Annotated in this window: 14 protein-coding genes; 3 read left to right on the top strand and 11 right to left on the bottom strand. The window is 72.3% G+C overall.

Translation table 11 applies throughout. The features are described from left to right. Positions 1-10 precede the first annotated feature (10 nt). Positions 11-2,053: a prolyl oligopeptidase family serine peptidase gene (locus ACFXKZ_RS37545; RefSeq protein ID WP_380007391.1), complete on the bottom strand. Its 2,043-nt coding sequence runs from the start codon at positions 2,051-2,053 to the stop codon at positions 11-13. Between the two features lie 340 nt (positions 2,054-2,393). Between ACFXKZ_RS37545 and ACFXKZ_RS37540 the strand changes: the two genes are divergently transcribed. Continuing rightward, entirely contained in the window at positions 2,394-3,050 is a 657-nt protein-coding gene (locus ACFXKZ_RS37540; RefSeq protein ID WP_380007388.1) for a hypothetical protein, read from the top strand. 148 nt (positions 3,051-3,198) lie between these two features. Here the strand turns inward: ACFXKZ_RS37540 and ACFXKZ_RS37535 are convergent, their stop codons facing one another. The 4 genes from ACFXKZ_RS37535 to ACFXKZ_RS37520 form a co-directional block, all read right to left on the bottom strand. After that, on the bottom strand, positions 3,199-3,405 hold the full coding sequence (locus ACFXKZ_RS37535) for a hypothetical protein (RefSeq protein ID WP_380007385.1): 207 nt from the start codon (positions 3,403-3,405) through the stop codon (positions 3,199-3,201). 128 nt (positions 3,406-3,533) lie between these two features. Continuing rightward, a complete protein-coding gene (locus ACFXKZ_RS37530) occupies positions 3,534-4,292 on the bottom strand; it encodes a class I SAM-dependent methyltransferase (RefSeq protein WP_380007382.1) in 759 nt (252 codons plus the stop codon). A 150-nt stretch (positions 4,293-4,442) separates the two neighbouring features. Beyond that, positions 4,443-5,147 carry a hypothetical protein gene (locus ACFXKZ_RS37525; RefSeq protein ID WP_380007379.1) on the bottom strand — a complete coding sequence of 235 codons (705 nt, stop codon included), beginning with the start codon at positions 5,145-5,147 and terminating at the stop codon, positions 4,443-4,445. A 179-nt stretch (positions 5,148-5,326) separates the two neighbouring features. Continuing rightward, complete coding sequence (locus tag ACFXKZ_RS37520; RefSeq protein ID WP_380007376.1) at positions 5,327-7,315, bottom strand: ABC1 kinase family protein; 1,989 nt, start codon at positions 7,313-7,315, stop codon at positions 5,327-5,329. 224 nt (positions 7,316-7,539) lie between these two features. On the opposite strand from ACFXKZ_RS37520, the gene ACFXKZ_RS37515 reads away from it, so the two are divergent. Further along, a complete protein-coding gene (locus ACFXKZ_RS37515; protein WP_126642249.1) occupies positions 7,540-8,034 on the top strand; it encodes a PaaI family thioesterase in 495 nt (164 codons plus the stop codon). A gap of 132 nt (positions 8,035-8,166) precedes the next feature. Here ACFXKZ_RS37515 and ACFXKZ_RS37510 read toward each other — a convergent pair whose 3' ends face one another. From ACFXKZ_RS37510 to ACFXKZ_RS37485, 6 genes are all read right to left on the bottom strand, one after another. Next, on the bottom strand, positions 8,167-8,376 hold the full coding sequence (locus ACFXKZ_RS37510) for a cold-shock protein (RefSeq protein ID WP_380007373.1): 210 nt from the start codon (positions 8,374-8,376) through the stop codon (positions 8,167-8,169). 137 nt (positions 8,377-8,513) lie between these two features. After that, positions 8,514-9,287, bottom strand: a complete 774-nt coding sequence (locus ACFXKZ_RS37505) for an SDR family NAD(P)-dependent oxidoreductase (RefSeq protein WP_380007370.1) — start codon at positions 9,285-9,287, stop codon at positions 8,514-8,516. Further along, positions 9,284-9,964, bottom strand: coding sequence for a TetR/AcrR family transcriptional regulator (locus tag ACFXKZ_RS37500; RefSeq protein WP_380007367.1), 681 nt, complete (start codon positions 9,962-9,964; stop codon positions 9,284-9,286). Before ACFXKZ_RS37500 ends, ACFXKZ_RS37505 begins: the two co-directional genes overlap by 4 nt. A gap of 56 nt (positions 9,965-10,020) precedes the next feature. After that, complete coding sequence (locus ACFXKZ_RS37495; protein WP_380007460.1) at positions 10,021-11,163, bottom strand: nitric oxide synthase oxygenase; 1,143 nt, start codon at positions 11,161-11,163, stop codon at positions 10,021-10,023. 311 nt (positions 11,164-11,474) lie between these two features. Further along, complete coding sequence (locus ACFXKZ_RS37490; RefSeq protein WP_380007364.1) at positions 11,475-12,671, bottom strand: globin domain-containing protein; 1,197 nt, start codon at positions 12,669-12,671, stop codon at positions 11,475-11,477. 540 nt (positions 12,672-13,211) lie between these two features. Continuing rightward, the gene (locus ACFXKZ_RS37485; protein ID WP_380007361.1) at positions 13,212-13,739 is read right to left on the bottom strand and encodes a gamma carbonic anhydrase family protein; all 528 of its coding nucleotides are present in this window, start codon (positions 13,737-13,739) and stop codon (positions 13,212-13,214) included. A gap of 212 nt (positions 13,740-13,951) precedes the next feature. Between ACFXKZ_RS37485 and ACFXKZ_RS37480 the strand changes: the two genes are divergently transcribed. Next, the gene (locus tag ACFXKZ_RS37480; protein WP_380007457.1) at positions 13,952-14,347 is read left to right on the top strand and encodes an MmcQ/YjbR family DNA-binding protein; all 396 of its coding nucleotides are present in this window, start codon (positions 13,952-13,954) and stop codon (positions 14,345-14,347) included. Positions 14,348-14,735 lie beyond the last annotated feature (388 nt).

Here is a 14,735-nt window from a genome sequence, read left to right as displayed (position 1 = left end):
GGCGGACCGCTCAGCGCGGTGGGAGCCGCAAATGCCGCCGCAGGAAGTCGAGTTGATGGGCCAACAACTTCTCGAACAGGTTCTCGTCCGTGGGCGCGTGGCCGGTGTTGACCAGTGGCAGCACCTCGTGCGGCCGTCCGGCGGCGAGCAGTTCGCCGGACAGCCGCAACGTGTTGGCCGGCCAGACGTTGTCGTCGGCGAGCCCGTGGATCAGCAACAGGGGTCGGCGCAACTCGGCGGCCGAGGACAGCGGTGAGCAGGCGGCGTAACGTTCGGGGTGCTCGTCGGGACGGCCGAGGAATCGTTCGCGCCAGTGCGTGTCGTACAGGCGCTGGTCGGTGACGGCGCCGCCGGCGATCGCCGCGTGGAAGACGTCCGGGCGGCGCAGGATCGCGGTCAGGGCCAGTGTCGCGCCGAACGACCAACCCCGCACGGCGACCGTCGAGGCGTCCAACTCGGGCCGCCGTCGCACCACTTCGGCCAGCGCGGCGACCTGGTCGGCGAGCACCGGGCCGAGGATGTCGCCGGCGACCTCGCGCTCCCAGGCCGGACCACGCCCCGGCGTCCCGCTGCCGTCGGTGATCAGCACGGCGAAGCCCTGCTCGGCGAACCACTGGGAGACGAAGGTCATCGGCGCCTGCGCAGCGGTGACCCGCTGGAGGGCCGGACCGCCGTACGGGTCGACGAGCACGGGCAGCGGCGGGTCGCCCGCGCGATGCCACGACGGCAGCAACACCTGGCTGTGCAGGCCGCGTTCGGTGGTGGTGATCCGGGTGGCGCGCAGCCGCAGCACCGGCTCGGCCGGATACGAGCGGATCGGTACGGCGGGGCGATCCGCCCGCAGCACGTGCGTGCGGGCGCCGGGGCGGTCGGGGGTCCGGGCCGTGTGCACGAGCGTGCCCGCGCGGCGCACGGCGGTATGTACGCCCGCCTCCCCGTCGAGGCGTTCGGCGCCGGCGCCCGGTCGGTACGTCCAGATCCCGGCCTCGGTGGGGTCGTCGGCGGCGCCGAACAACACGTCGTCGCCGTCCACCCCGAACACCTCGCGCACCTGCAGGCCCGCCGGGGTGATCGGCACGCCGTCCAGGGTGAGTCGGCGGGTGCCGTCGGCGTCGGAGTGCCCGACCAGCGCGCCGGAGCCGGTCCGTACCGGGGTGCCGCGCAGCAGGTGCACCCAGTGCGGGTCGTGCCGTTCGGCGAGGAGGCGGGTCCGGCCGTCCGCCTCGTCGACGGCCAACACGCGGACGGTGCGCTGGTCGCGGCTCTGCACCTCGGCGAACGGGCCGTGGGCGTCCCAGCCGGCGGCGGTCAGGTATTCGAACCCGGCTCGGTCCCAAGGCACTTCGATGCGCTCACCGGCGAGGGTGACGAGCCACAGGGTGACCTCGGCGTTGGGGTCGCCCGCCGCCGGGTAGCGCAGGGCGCGCGGCGCGACGTGCGGATCCGTCGGGTCGGCGAGCCAGCGGATCGGCACCTCGCTCTCGTCCACGCGGGCGACCAGGAGCCGCGTACCCTCCGGGGACCACCAGTAGCCGCGGTCGCGGCCGATCGACGCGGTCGCGACATACTCGGCGACCCCGAAACGCACGTCGGCGCCGTCGGGTTCGGCGACCGCCCGGTCCCCGGTGCCGTCCGCCTCGACCACCCGCAGCGCACCGTCGGCCGCATAGGCGATCCGCCGCCCGGTCGGATCGGGGCGGGGGTCGGCGACCGGCCCCTCGACGGGCAACCGACGCGCGCGCCCGGTCGGCACGTCGACCACCCACAACCCGTCCGGCAGCACGAACGCGGCGAGCCGAGCCGCATCGTCGGTGGCGTACGCGGTGATCCCGGCCCGGCCGGCCGGCCCCGCCGAGCGTGCGGGATCCACGAGCAGCCGCTCGGCGCCGGTGTCGAGGTCCAGACACCACAGACCGCCCACCGGATCCTCCCCGGAGCGACTGCGCAGGAACAGCACCGACGCACCGTCGCCGGACACGGTGAACGCGGTGGGCAGACCCGACGTGAACCGCCGAGTGCGCACGAACTGCCGGGGCAAACCGATCATCGACATGCGCTACACACTGACCGTCGGGCCCGGCCCCACCGAATGTTTCGCCACCCGGCGAAACAACCCGGGCCGCCCGGTTGATCGGCGCGCCTCGCGCCGGCCGCGGCGTGGGCCGGCGCGCGTCGGGGCTTTCCTGTCGGCTTCGCACCGCTTGCGGCCTTTCCGGCGCACGTGGCCGGCTGTTTTGTTGCGCACCCTGCCGCCCGCCCCGGCCGGATCGGCCCGGTCGGGCCGTGGCGCTCTCCGCGCACGCCGTGCCCGGGGGCGTCGGGGCATCCTTTCGATGCCGAAGGCCGGTTGGCCCGCCGCGCACGCGGCCGGGGCCGTGTGTCAGGGTGCTGTCATGGGCGAGAAGCCGCAGGCCGATCGGCCGAGTCCGCCGCGCGCCCACCGACGTCGCCGGTGGGCCGCGCCGGCGGTCGCCGTGCTCGCGGTCGGCCTCGGCGGGACCGTGCTGCTCAATGCCGCCGGGGACGCCCCCGCGCGGTATTCGGCGACCGCCAACCCCGCGCCGCCGCCCGCCCCGGTGGACGCGGAGGGCTGCCCCCGTTGGGTCGACCCGACCACCCCCGACTGGCGATTGCCGAACCACGCCGCTCCGGCGGACCCGTTCGTCCCGGGCACGCCGCGCTCCGCCGTGGTGTGCCGCTATCCGCGCGACGACCGACCGGCGCGGCACCGTACGGACCTGGCCGGCACGCGCGCCCTCCCGGATCCGGCCGAGTATGCCCGGGCGCTGCGAACCCAACCCGCGTTGCCCACGGGCGGCCTCGCCTGCTCCGGGGCGGGTCGCCAGGCGGACTACGTCGTGATGTTCGGGTACGACGACGGCCTGCGCCACGGCGTGCGGGTGATGTCGTCCTGCCCGATCGCCGCCGATGCGCGCCGCGCGGTCCTCCCGGACGCCGCGCTGGTCGCTCGCCTGCACGCGTTGTTCCCCGAACCGGGCATCGAGCCTCGCGCTCCCGGTGTGGCGGCAACGACCCCAAGTCACCGGTGATCTCCGGAGCGTCGGTATTTCGCACCGAACCGAGCGGGAACCGGCTTCTTCCGGCCCCGATAACGGGAAACCGCCGCGCCCCGGAGGGAGGGGCGGCGGCGGTCGGTCCGGCCGGCGGCGGACGGGGCCGCCGCGAGCTGCGAGTGGGTCAGTGGGCGAGGCCGCCGACGAGGGAGCTCATGGCGGTGCCCAGGGCCTGCTCCGGGGTGACGCCCTTGGCGGCCGAGGCGGTGCTGTCGGGGGTGGTGAGGGCGATGTCCGGGGGCGGGGTGCCCGCGTTCGCGACGGGAGTGGCGAGTGCGGCGGCGCCCGTCGCCAGGACCACGGCGGCGATGATGCGTCGAGTCTGGGTCATACCGTGCTCAACGCCGGGATCGGCCGGGGGCTACGGCATGTCACCCGCCCGGGCCTGCGTGGGCGGGGTCCGCTCCGGCGTACCCCGGCGCTCGTCCCCGGCGCGCAGTCCGCGCGCCCCCGGCCGGCTCAGTCGGGTCGCCGCGCCTCGAACAGCACCCGGGTCGAGTGCGCGACGAACGGTCCGTCCCGTTCGATGAGTTCGTGCAGGTCGTGGAGCCGGTCCCGGTAGGCGTCCACGGTGAAGTCGGGCACCAGCCAGATCACCTTGCGCAGGAAGTAGACGACCGCGCCGACGTCGAAGAACTCCATCCGCAGCCGTTCCGTCCGCAGATCGACGATCTCCAGACCGGCGGCCCGTGCGTCGGCGCTCTCGGTGTCCGGGTGCCGACCCTTGCGCGCCTCGGGCTGCGGGCCCAGGAAGTATTCGACCAGCTCGAACACCGAGGCCGGGCCGACATGCTGGGCCAGATAGGTGCCGCCGGGCCGCAACACGCGGGCGATCTCCGACCACCAAATCGTCGCCGGATGGCGGCTGGTGACCAGGTCGAAGGCGGCGTCGGCGAACGGCAGCGGCGGCTCGTCGGCGTCGGCGACCACCACCGCGCCGAGCGGGTGCAACAACTCCGTGGCCTTGGCCACGTTCGGCGGCCACGACTCGGTGGCGACCATGGTGGGCGGCAACTTCGGTACGCCGGCCAACACTTCCCCGCCGCCGGTCTGGATGTCGAGGGCGGCGGACACACCGGCCAGACGTTCGCCCATCAGCCGCTGGTATCCCCACGAGGGGCGGGCCTCGGTGGCCCGTCCGGCCAACCAGGAGAAGTCCCAGCCGGCTACGGACACCGACTCGGCCTCGGCCGTCAGGTCTGCAAAGGTGCGTGACATATCCACATCGATATCGCGCCGCAACCCATCCGGCAAACGTTTTCCGCCCCGGCCTGTCACCGCAAAACCCGCCGCGCGCGGAGGGTGCGGGATGCGGCGACGAAGGCCGCCGTCGCCACACATCCCGCACCGCACCGCCCGGTCGTTGCGCTAGCCGACGAACTCCCGGTCCCCGTAGTGGACCGTGGCCGACGACCAGTCGCCGCCCAGGGTGGTGACGAAGCGCTCGACCAGGGCCGCGTCCGCGCGGTCGGCGACCAGGATCAGCTTGCCGCCGCGCACCGTGACCGAGCCGCCGAAGAGACGCTCGCGCGCCTCCGGGTCGGCGGCGAGCCCGTCGTGCAGCCGCTGCACGCTCACGTCCGGCACCTCGACCTCGATCGCGTCCGCGCGCGGGGAGTCGGCGCGCAGGTACTCGAAGGTGAGCACCGACTCCTGGTCGTAGCGCTTGCGCAGCACGTCGGCGATGTGGTTCAGCTCCGCCGCGTCCAGGCCGTCGACGTCGAACTCGCGCGAGCGCTCGTAGGTGACACTCTGCGACTCGCCGGACCAGAACACCCCGTCCAGCAGCGAGGACTTGTCCGGGTCGGCACCGTGCGCGCGGATCGTCGCACGCACCTGGCAGGCGAAGCGGTTCAGTTCCGTCCGCAGTCGAGGATCGTTCGGATCGCTGATCACGGCGGTGTTGTCGGTCACGAAGATCTCCGCCACCGGCAGATGCCGGCGCGTGTGCCCGGGCGAGGCGTCGGCCACGCAGGCCGGGGTGTGCGTGGACGCGGCGACCGCGCTCTGGGCGCCGCCGGCGCCGATGGTGATGCCGAACGCGAGGACAAGGGCGGCAGGCCAACGCTTCATATGGGATTCCCCCTGGATGCACGGGTCGTCATGGGACGGACGAAGGGCGGGACGGGTGTGGCGCACGACCATCGAAATGATCATGAAACAGAAAGATACCGGAGAGTCGCCACGACCGGGCACAGCGTCACCGATTCGTGCGAGGCATCGCCAATTCCGGTACGGAGCACGGCAGTCCGTCAGCGCCGGGTCTCGACCCGCTCCGCACGGAAGATGGTGAACAGCACCCGCAACACCAGTACACAGCTGACCACGAGCAGGTTGTAGCCGAACACCTGGTACAGCCCCACACTTTCGCCCACACGCGGCCCGCCCTCGGTGCCCAGGAGCAGGACTGCCATGATCCCGGCGGTCGCCCCCAGTACGGTCAGCAGCGTCCGATGCAGCATCGAGGTGACCACCCGGCGATCACGCTCGTCGGCCAACAGCCGTACATTGACGCCCAGCCGTCCCTCCTCCAGCGCCCCCGTCAGCCGCTCGAAGCGGCGCGGAAGTCGGCGCAATACCGGGAGCAGGTGCAGCAGTTCGCTCGTGGCCGCGTCGCGCAGGCTGCCCGGTTCGAACTGTTCGGTGACGTGCGCGGTCGCATAGCCGCGTGCCTCGGCGAAGATGTCGAAGCCCGGTTCGATCCCGGTGAGCGTGCCCTCGACCGTGGCCAGCGCCCGAAACACCGCCGCGATCTCCGGCGCCACGGTCAGCTCGAACGCGGACACGAGCCGGAACAGGTCGGTGAACATGGCCATGTCCGGCGCCAGACCCGCGCTGAGATGGCGGGCCATGAACTGGCCGAGCGCACGTTGCAGCCGCTGCTCGTCCAACTCCGCCGGGCGGGTCACCACCCGCAGCAGCGCGTCGGACATCGCGGCGGGATCGGCCCGGCCGAGCGCGAGCAGCAGATCCTGCAATCCGCCCCGCAGTTGTGCGTCGATCCGGCCCACCGAGCCGAAGTCGAGCAGCGCCAACCGGCCGTCGGTCAACAACATGATGTTGCCCGGATGCGGGTCGGCGTGGAACACCCCGTCGAACATGATCTGCCGCAACAACTCGCCGAGCAGCGTACGGGCCAACCCGCCCCGGTCGACCCCGCGTTCGTCCAGCGTCCGCACGGCGATCCCCAGCGGTGTCCCGTCCAGCAGATCCAGGACCAGCACCCGCGCGGTGCTCAACTCGGGGTGCGGCCGGGGCAGGATCAGATTCGGATCCCGCCGACCGGACCCGGCGGCCAGCACCGCGGCGGTGTTGCGCGCCTCGATCCGGAAGTCCAACTCCTCGCGCAACGCGACCGCGAAGCCGTCGGCCAACTCGACCAGTCCGAGCGTGTGTCCCCACGTGGTGCGCCGATCCAGACTCGCCGCGAGCCGGGCCAGGATGTCCAGGTCCCGCTCGACGATCGGCCCGATCCCGGGGCGCTGTATCTTCACCACGACCTCGCCGCCCGAGCGCAACCGGGCCCGATGCACCTGGGCGATCGACGCGGCCGCCAGCGGCTCCGGGTCGAATTCGGCGAAGACGTCGGACACCGGCGCGCCCAACTCGGCGGCCAGTACCGCCTCGACCTCGGCCCACGGCGCGGGCGCGACCCGGTGCTGGAGCAGCGCGAGCGCGTCCACGAACTCGACCGGCAGCAGGTCGCGGCGGGTGGACAACACCTGGCCCAGCTTGACGAAGGTGACCCCGCCCTCCTGGAGCGCCTGTTGCAACGATCGGGCCAGGACCGCGCGCCGGCCGTCGGGGTCGGCCCGGCGCCGACCGCGCAGATACGGGCCCAGTCCGTGGCGGGCGGCGATCCGGCTGATCTGCGAGTAGCGCCGCCCCCGCGCGGCGCGCCGACGCAGTCCGCGGACGAACTCGACCGTGCCGGGCCACGACCCGCTCGGCACCAGCGCCTCGATCACCACGATGAACGTCATCGAGGCGAGCAGCGCCACGCCGAGCGTCACGGTCATGAAGACGCCGGGGTTGTGCCGTTGGATGTTGCCGCCGACGGCCCACGACACGACCATGCCGAGCAGCCCCGCGGCGAGCGTACGCCTCGTGCCCACCGGCAACCCCAGCAACCGCCGGGCGCCCCAGGCCAGTCCGACGACGAGGGCCAGCGCGGTGAGCGTGGTGGCCACCCACAACACGCCCCGATCCACGCCGGCCTCACCCGCGCTCAGCACGAGCACCCGCGGGAGCCGGCCGCGAGTATGGCGTGTGCGTCGGCGGGCGCCGAGAATCCATGCGACATGCTGATGAGACCTTCCCCGAGTGATCTTGCACGTGCGGGGGAGAACCTACCGCCCGAGCCCCCACCCGGGGCCGGGCGAAGCGGTGTCGAGGGCTTGGATCATCATCGTCGTAGGGCGTCGCCGCCCTCGCCCTCGTCGTCGGGAAGAAGATCGGAAAGCACATGACTCGGTCGCGCACGTTCACCTGGCAGGACCCGAAGCTCTCCGCCGTCGCCGTGGGCACCATGTCGGGACTGGACTTCCTGCGCGAGATGGTGGCCGGACGGTTGCCCGGACCGCCGATCGCGGCCAACCTCGACTTCACCCTGGAGGAGGTCGAGGAGGGCCGGGCCGTGTTCGCCGTGGTCCCGGGCGAGGAGCACTACAACCCGATCGGCAGCGTGCACGGCGGGCTCTACGCCACCCTGCTCGACTCGGCGGCCGGCTGCGCCGTGCACACCACCCTCGCCAAGGGCGTCGGCTACACCTCGCTCGACCTGTCCACCCGGTTCCTGCGGCCGATGACGGTGGACACGGGCAAGGTCCGGGCGATCGGCACCGTGCTCACCCGGGGCCGACGCACCGCCCTCGCCGAGGCCGGCCTGTACGACGCGAACGACCGGCTGCTGGCCCACGCCACCAGCACGTGCATGCTGTTCGACCTGCCGACGCCTTGACCCGCGCGGCTGTTCCGGCCGTCGGGTCGGACACGACCTTCGGGCGAAACGCGGCCGGGGCACCGGCGGGACCGTGGTCCCGGCGATGCCCCGATGTGCGGTCGAGCGTGCGGTCGAACCGGCGACCGCGACTCAGTCGCGGATGACGGAGACGTTCTCCGCCTGAGGACCCTTGGGGCCCTGGGTGACGTCGTACTCCACCCTGTCGTTCTCCTCCAACTGCTTGAAGCCGGTGCCCTGGATGGCGGAGAAGTGGACGAAGACGTCCGGACCCTTGTCATCCTGCTCGATGAAGCCGAAGCCCTTGTCCGCGTTGAACCACTTCACCTTGCCTGTTGCCATCGTTCATTCCTTCATCTGATGCCACGACGCGCGACGGGCGCGTCCGCCGGAGCCTCGTCGCGACTGCGGCCCCCGAGATTTCCCGCCCGGCCGGCGGCGAAACACGCGGCGGACGCGGGCGGCGGCCCCGGATCGGCTCAGCGGGCCGAGTAGCCGCCGTCCACCAGGTGGTAGCCGCCCTGGACGAACGAGGCCCGGTCGGACAGGAGGAACGCGGTCAGTTCGGCGACCTCCTCGGCGGTGCCCAGGCGGCCCTGCGGGTGCAACGAGACCAGCAGCGCGTGCTGCTCCTCGTCGCTGTCCCGCAGCAGTGGGGTCTCGATGAACCCGGGGCCCACCGCGTTGATCCGCACGCCGTGTTCGGCGTATTCGACGGCGGCGGTCTTGGTCAGGCCGATCACCCCGTGCTTGGCGGCGACGTAGGCGGCCTGACCGGCGAAGCCGTTGGTGCCCAGGATCGACGACATGTTGACCACGGCCCCGCCGCCGGCGGCCAGGATCGCGGGCAGTTCGTGGCGCATCGAGTAGAAGACCCCGGACAGGTCGGTGGCGATCACCCGGTCCCACGCCGCGACGTCGTACTCGCCGGTGGGTCCGCTCGGCCCGGCGATGCCCGCGTTGTTGACCGCCAGGTGCAGCGCGCCGAAGGTCTCGACGGTGAAGCGTACGGCGGCCTCGACCGAGTCCGGGTCGGTCACGTCCACCGCGACCGCCGCGGCCCGCGCGCCGTCGGCGGACAGGGCGTCGGCGGCCTCCCGGGCGCCGGCCTCGTTGAAGTCGGCCAGGACGACCGCGGCGCCGCCCGCGGCGAGCCGGTGGGCGATGGCCAGGCCGATGCCGGAGGCCGCGCCGGTGACGAGGGCGACCTTGCCGGCGAACTCGACGGCGTACTCGGGGGTGGTGGTGCTCATGGGTGGTTCACGACCTTTGTGGAACGGGTGTTGCCTGATGTGGGATGGACGTCCCCCGTCGGGTCGGCGAGCGTGCCGACCAGGGCATCGAAGAACCGCTCGGCGAGCGCGGGCAGCGCGCCCGGATCGCCGGTCCGGGCCCAGGCCCGCAACGCGGCGACCAGGGTGCCGGCGCCGGCCCCGACGACCACCGCGGGGCGCGGATCGAGGTCGGGGTCGACACCCAGACGGGCCGCGATCACCCGCACCGATTCGGCCTCGGCCTCGATCCGGATCCGCTGGTAGGCGCCGAACAGCGCGGGCTCGCCGTCGACCCGGCGGAACAGTTCCAGGTGCCGGGCGAGCCGGGCGTCGGCCGCGGTGTACTCGACCGCCAGCCAGTCGGCCACCGCGGCGCGGTAGGCGAGCAGCGGCGGTTCGGCCTCGGGACGGGCGCGCAGCGCGTCGTTGATCCGGGCGGTGTTCTCCCGGAACTCGGCGAGGATCGCGTCCTCCTTGCCGGCGAAGTGCCGACTGAACGTGCGGCGTGTGACCCCGGCCCGCTCGGCGACAGCCTCGACGGTGACCCCGTCGAGACCGTGCGCGAGCAGCAGCTCGACGGCGGCGTCGGACATCGCCTCCCGACTGCGCCGGGTGCGTTGCCGACGGCCGTCGGACTCGGGGTCGTCGATGCTCATATCAGCAGCGTAACACTCTATTGTCCCAATGAGACATAACCTGCCTCGGTCTCGGACTACCCCAGCCCTCCGACCTCGCCCGCCGCCCGTCGGGTCGCCGCCTCGTCGAGGACGTACGCCGGGGTCAGGGTGTGTTCGTCGTGGTCGTCGTAGTAGCGGTGGTACACCGGGGTCAGCCCGCCCGAGACCGGTGGCACGATCCAGCTCCAGTCCGCCGGACACCTGCGGCCCGCCTCGGCCTCGCGCTCGACGTGGCGCAGGAAGCGGGTGGACTCGGTGTGGTGGTCGGTGATGGTCGCGCCGGCCGTGTCGAAGGAGTGCAGTACGGCCCGGTTGAGCTCGATCAGGGCCCGATCGCGCCACAGCGTGCGCTCGCTGGAGGTGTCCAGAGCGAACAACTCGGCGATCGCCGGCAGCGCGTCGTAGCGATCCGCGTCGACCAGGTTGCGGGCGCCGATCTCGGTGCCCATGTACCAGCCGTTGAACGGCGCCGCGCTGTACGAGACGCCGCCGATCTCCAGGCGCATGTTGGAGATCGCCGGGACCGCGTGCCAGCGCAGCCCCAGGTCGGCGAAGCCCGGGTGTTCGGGGTGGGTCAGCGCGATCTCGCGGATCGCGTCCGGGGGCAGTGCGTACGGCCGCAGTCGGCCGTCCCGGCCCTCGATGATCAGCGGCAGCGGGTCGAACTCGGTGCCCTCGCCGCGCCAGCCGAGTTCGTGGGCGAGGTCGGTGATGCCGAGATTGCGGCCGTCGCCCACCGGGGTGCCGTCCGCGCGACGGTAGCCGGCGTAGCGGATCAGCTGCTCGTTCCAGATCCGTACCTGCGGACCGGTGGGGGTGTCGGGGGCGAACACCGTGAGGGTCGGGCGGATCCGGCCGCCGCGCCAGGTCTCGCGCAGGTGCCCGGCGCACTGCGCGGCGACTTCGTCGGGCCGGCTCACGTGCCGGCGGTCGCGCACGGCCAGGCTGTTCCAATACAGCCGGCCGATGCAGCGCGCCGAGTTGCGCCAGGCGACCCGGGCGCCCCAGGTGAGTTCGGCGGAGGTGTGGGTGTAGGTGCCGGTGTCCCGGATCTGCTCGGCGATCTCACGCCATCGACTCGCGGGATCCACGGGGGACTTGGTTTCGCGGAGGAAACGCTCCAGGAAGGAGCGGGCGAGTTCGGGATCGACGGCGCCGTGGGGGCGCGGGGAGTGGATCAGCGGTGGTGGGGCGGGCAGGGATGCCGCCGATGCGGGGAGTTGGGCCGGTATCGCGCCCGTTGCGATCGCCGCTGCGGGAGGGTGGCCCGGTGGGGCGGGGAATCGGCCCGTGGGGCAGGCGACTTCGTCGGGCGGTGACGGAACTTCGGGATGGGACCCGACGGGTGACGGCTGATCCTCGCGGATTCGGGTGCTGCCGTGTTCGGTCAACGTTCTCCTGGGAACCGGCTCGGCGGCGCGACGACGGGGTCGCGGGAGCCTGTTTCGGGTCTGGGCGGGGTACGAGACGGCGAGGGTGGTCCGAGGGTTCAGCCGGGTGCCTCCGCGGCGACGGGGGTCGGTGTCTCGACCTCGGCCTCGGCGGCGTACGCGCCGACGACCGGATCGTGGTGGATCTGGCTTCTGTTCAGGCCCAGTCGGCGCAGTACCCGGGCGCTGTCGAGCACCATCGCGGGTGGTCCGCTGAGGTATGCGTCGCAGTCGAAGCGCGGTCCGTACTCGCCGACCACTTCCGAGATCCCTCCGCTGATCCCGGCCAGGGTCAGATCGTCGAGCGCGGGTCTGACCCGCAGCCAGGACACCTTCTGGGACAGGCGCAGCAGGTCCTCCAGGCCGTACAGGCCGCTGTGTGCGCTGGCGCCGTAGAAGAGGTCGACGAACCGATCGGTGCCGTAGTAGGCCAGTTCCTCCACCATCGCCTTCAGCGGCGCCAATCCGGTGCCGCCCGCGACGCACAACATCGGGTTGGGTGCCAGGTGGTCGACGACCATCTCGCCCATGGCGGCGCCGAGTTTGATCCGGTCGCCCGGCTTGGCCTTGTGGACCAGGGCGTTGCTGACCCAACCGGCCGGTACCGAGCGCACGTGGAAGGTGAGCAGGCCCCGGGGGTCGGGCGCGTTGGCGATCGAGTAGGCCCGCCATACCCGTGGCCACCACGGGGTTTCCAGGAACGTGTACTGGCCGGCCCGGTACGGGAACGGGACGTCGGGGCGCACGGTGACCACCGCGATGTCGTCGGCGGCCTTGTGGTGCGAGACGATTTCGGCCGCCCAGTGCGGGGGGTTGGTCCGGGCGTCCTCGTCGGCGGCGCCGATCATGATTTTGGCCGCCGCGCCGTACGCGCGCACCCAGGCGGCCTGTACCGCGTCGTTCCAGGTTTCGCCGCTGTAGCGGGCGAGGGCGGCGACCAGGCATTCCCCGACCAGGTCGTAGTGTTCGGCGATCACGTCGAACTTGCGATGGTCGCGTCCGAGTTGGCCGAGGTAGCCGTGCAGCGCGGGAGCGTCGTCCAGATCGCCGACGATGCGGATCAACGCGTGCAGCAGGCGATCGCGCTGGACGTCCATCGCCGGGGGGAAAAGGTCGCGCAGTTCGGGCCGCCGCAGGAACAGCAGCGCGTAGAAGTGGGACGTGACGTCGGCGGCCCGAGGAGCGACGACCGCGAGGTTGTACCGGATGAAGTCGGCGTCGTTATGTCGGATGTGGTCTGCGTCGTTGGATTCCAAAATCGGCCCATCGGTAGCCCTTCCACAAGAGGGTTGCTCGGCCGGTTCCGTCGCGAGTCCTTCGCGAGTCCATCGCGGAACACCGGCGGCCGGAACACGATCATCGGATCATTGCCCCGCCGTCAAGTCGAAGGCCCGGTTCCGGTTCTGGAGGAACAGAAGTCTGTTATGCGCCGGTTGATCGGTAATCCACCCACACTCTCCGCAGCCGTACGCACACGTATGGGAGTGGTAAACCCCCAGGTGAGAGTGCAATTCCGGCCGGCGGAGAGCGGCGCGCGAGGGCGTCGAGAACCGCCGTCCGAAATCCGAGGCGGCCGCGTGTGTCGCCTCGGAGGCCGGCGGCACGCGCCGAATCATGTCTACGCGCGTCGCGGACGCATCGCGCGAGCGGCCGCGCCCCGGCCGTTGTCGGCGGGGGCGCGACGCCCGGGAATCGGCTCGGCGAAGCGTCGCCGCCCGCCCGAAAAGTTCGCATATGCGCACGGACCGTGCCCCGAGTCGATGCGAGGGCGCGGTCCGTCGGCGGTGCGGGTGGGGTCAGAGCGGGGTGATCTCGCCGTGGGCCTGCGCCAGGAACCGGTAGCCGACGCCGTTGGCCTTGATGCCGGCGCGCTCCTCCTCGGTGAGTTCGCGCCGGATCCGGCCCGGTACGCCGGCGACCAACATGCCCGGCGGTACCCGCATGCCCTGCGGGACCACCGCGCCGGCGGCGATCAGGGCGCCGGCGCCGATGTGCGCGCCGTTGAGGATGGTGGAGTTCATCCCGACCAGGACGTCGTCCTCGATCGTGCAGCCGTGCAGTACCGCGTTGTGGCCCACGGACACCCGCGCGCCGATCACCGTGGGGAAATCGGGGTCGCTGTGCACGGTGCAGTTGTCCTGGATATTGGTTTCGGGGCCCACGGCGATCGACTCGGCGTCGCCGCGCAACACCGCGCCGTACCAGACGCTCGACCCGGCGGAGAGGGTGACGGCGCCGACCACGGTCGCGTTCACCGCGACGAACGCGGCGGGATCGACCTGGGGAACGCGTCCGCCCACGGCGGCGATCAGCGGGTTGGACATGACCCTCCTTCGACACGCGGACCCACCCGATCCGCGACTTTGGCACTGTAGCCGCGGCTCCGCGGCCCCTGACCGGCAGTGCCCGGCCGCGCTCGGGGGCCTGCCTCAGCCGGATTCCGCGACGCGAAGGTCGCGCGCCGCGATGTCGCCGGGGTGCGCGCCCGATGCCTGGGCATACTGGCGGGATGGCTGATGCGCGGCGATTGGCGGGGATGGGTGCGGGGCGGCTTCGGGGGGTGTGCCTCGGCTTCAACGGCGCCGTCGAGGAGTTTCCGTTCGGACGGAACCCGGATGTGTCGACCTTCAAGGTCGGTGGGAAGATCTTCGCCCTGTCCACGCTGACCGACCCGCCGCCGCTGCGGGTGAGCCTGAAGTGCGATCCGGACCTGGCGGTTCGGCTGCGGAGCGATCACCCCGCGATCGTGCCCGGCTATCACCTCAACAAGCGGCACTGGAACACCGTGACCCTGGACGGCTCGCTGCCGGAGGCAATGGTGCGGGACCTGATCGAGGACTCCTACGACCTGGTGGTCGCCTCGCTGCCGCGACTGCAACGGCTCAGGCTCGACTGGCCGGGGCAGCGGGAGCGCAATCGCGAGGACGGATAACGGTGCCGGCACCTTCCGGTCCTCCCGGCCGGCCCTGCGGCCGCACGAGGTGGCGGCCAACCGGCGTTTTCCGCCGGCGGGTTCGGAGGGGGTCGGCGCAACAGGGTGACCGCTGCGACGAGTTCCGGGACGGGGCGGCTCGTGGTCGTCGCCCTCGGGGCGGCCCGCCCGGTCGGTGGTGGCCGCACGTATCGGGAGGGTGTGGGTTCGGGCCGTGAGGCCGTGGGGCCGTGGGCGATTTCCCGGGACCGTCGGGGCGGGTGGTGGAGGTCGTCCGCCCGCCTGCTGCGCCCCGAGCCTGGGTCGAGGACGCCGGTGTGCCCCCGCGCGGGGGCGCGGATTGGTTCGGCGCCGTTCGATGTATCGCTCATTCGTTCGCTTTCTCGGG

This window comes from Embleya sp. NPDC059237 (genome assembly GCF_042754105.1).
Taxonomy (GTDB): domain Bacteria; phylum Actinomycetota; class Actinomycetes; order Streptomycetales; family Streptomycetaceae; genus Embleya.
The sequence above is the reverse complement of the archived record's forward strand: the minus strand, read 5'-3'. Positions and strand labels throughout refer to the sequence as shown.

Bases quoted from the DNA above. Each gene is read 5' to 3' on its own strand.
- ACFXKZ_RS37545 (WP_380007391.1), bottom strand. From the start codon at position 2,053: ATGTCGATGATCGGTTTGCCCCGGCAGTTCGTGCGCACTCGGCGGTTC.
- ACFXKZ_RS37540 (WP_380007388.1), top strand. From the start codon at position 2,394: ATGGGCGAGAAGCCGCAGGCCGATCGGCCGAGTCCGCCGCGCGCCCAC.
- ACFXKZ_RS37535 (WP_380007385.1), bottom strand. From the start codon at position 3,405: ATGACCCAGACTCGACGCATCATCGCCGCCGTGGTCCTGGCGACGGGC.
- ACFXKZ_RS37530 (WP_380007382.1), bottom strand. From the start codon at position 4,292: ATGTCACGCACCTTTGCAGACCTGACGGCCGAGGCCGAGTCGGTGTCC.
- ACFXKZ_RS37525 (WP_380007379.1), bottom strand. From the start codon at position 5,147: ATGAAGCGTTGGCCTGCCGCCCTTGTCCTCGCGTTCGGCATCACCATC.
- ACFXKZ_RS37515 (WP_126642249.1), top strand. From the start codon at position 7,540: ATGACTCGGTCGCGCACGTTCACCTGGCAGGACCCGAAGCTCTCCGCC.
- ACFXKZ_RS37510 (WP_380007373.1), bottom strand. From the start codon at position 8,376: ATGGCAACAGGCAAGGTGAAGTGGTTCAACGCGGACAAGGGCTTCGGC.
- ACFXKZ_RS37505 (WP_380007370.1), bottom strand. From the start codon at position 9,287: ATGAGCACCACCACCCCCGAGTACGCCGTCGAGTTCGCCGGCAAGGTC.
- ACFXKZ_RS37500 (WP_380007367.1), bottom strand. From the start codon at position 9,964: ATGAGCATCGACGACCCCGAGTCCGACGGCCGTCGGCAACGCACCCGG.
- ACFXKZ_RS37485 (WP_380007361.1), bottom strand. From the start codon at position 13,739: ATGTCCAACCCGCTGATCGCCGCCGTGGGCGGACGCGTTCCCCAGGTC.
- ACFXKZ_RS37480 (WP_380007457.1), top strand. From the start codon at position 13,952: ATGGGTGCGGGGCGGCTTCGGGGGGTGTGCCTCGGCTTCAACGGCGCC.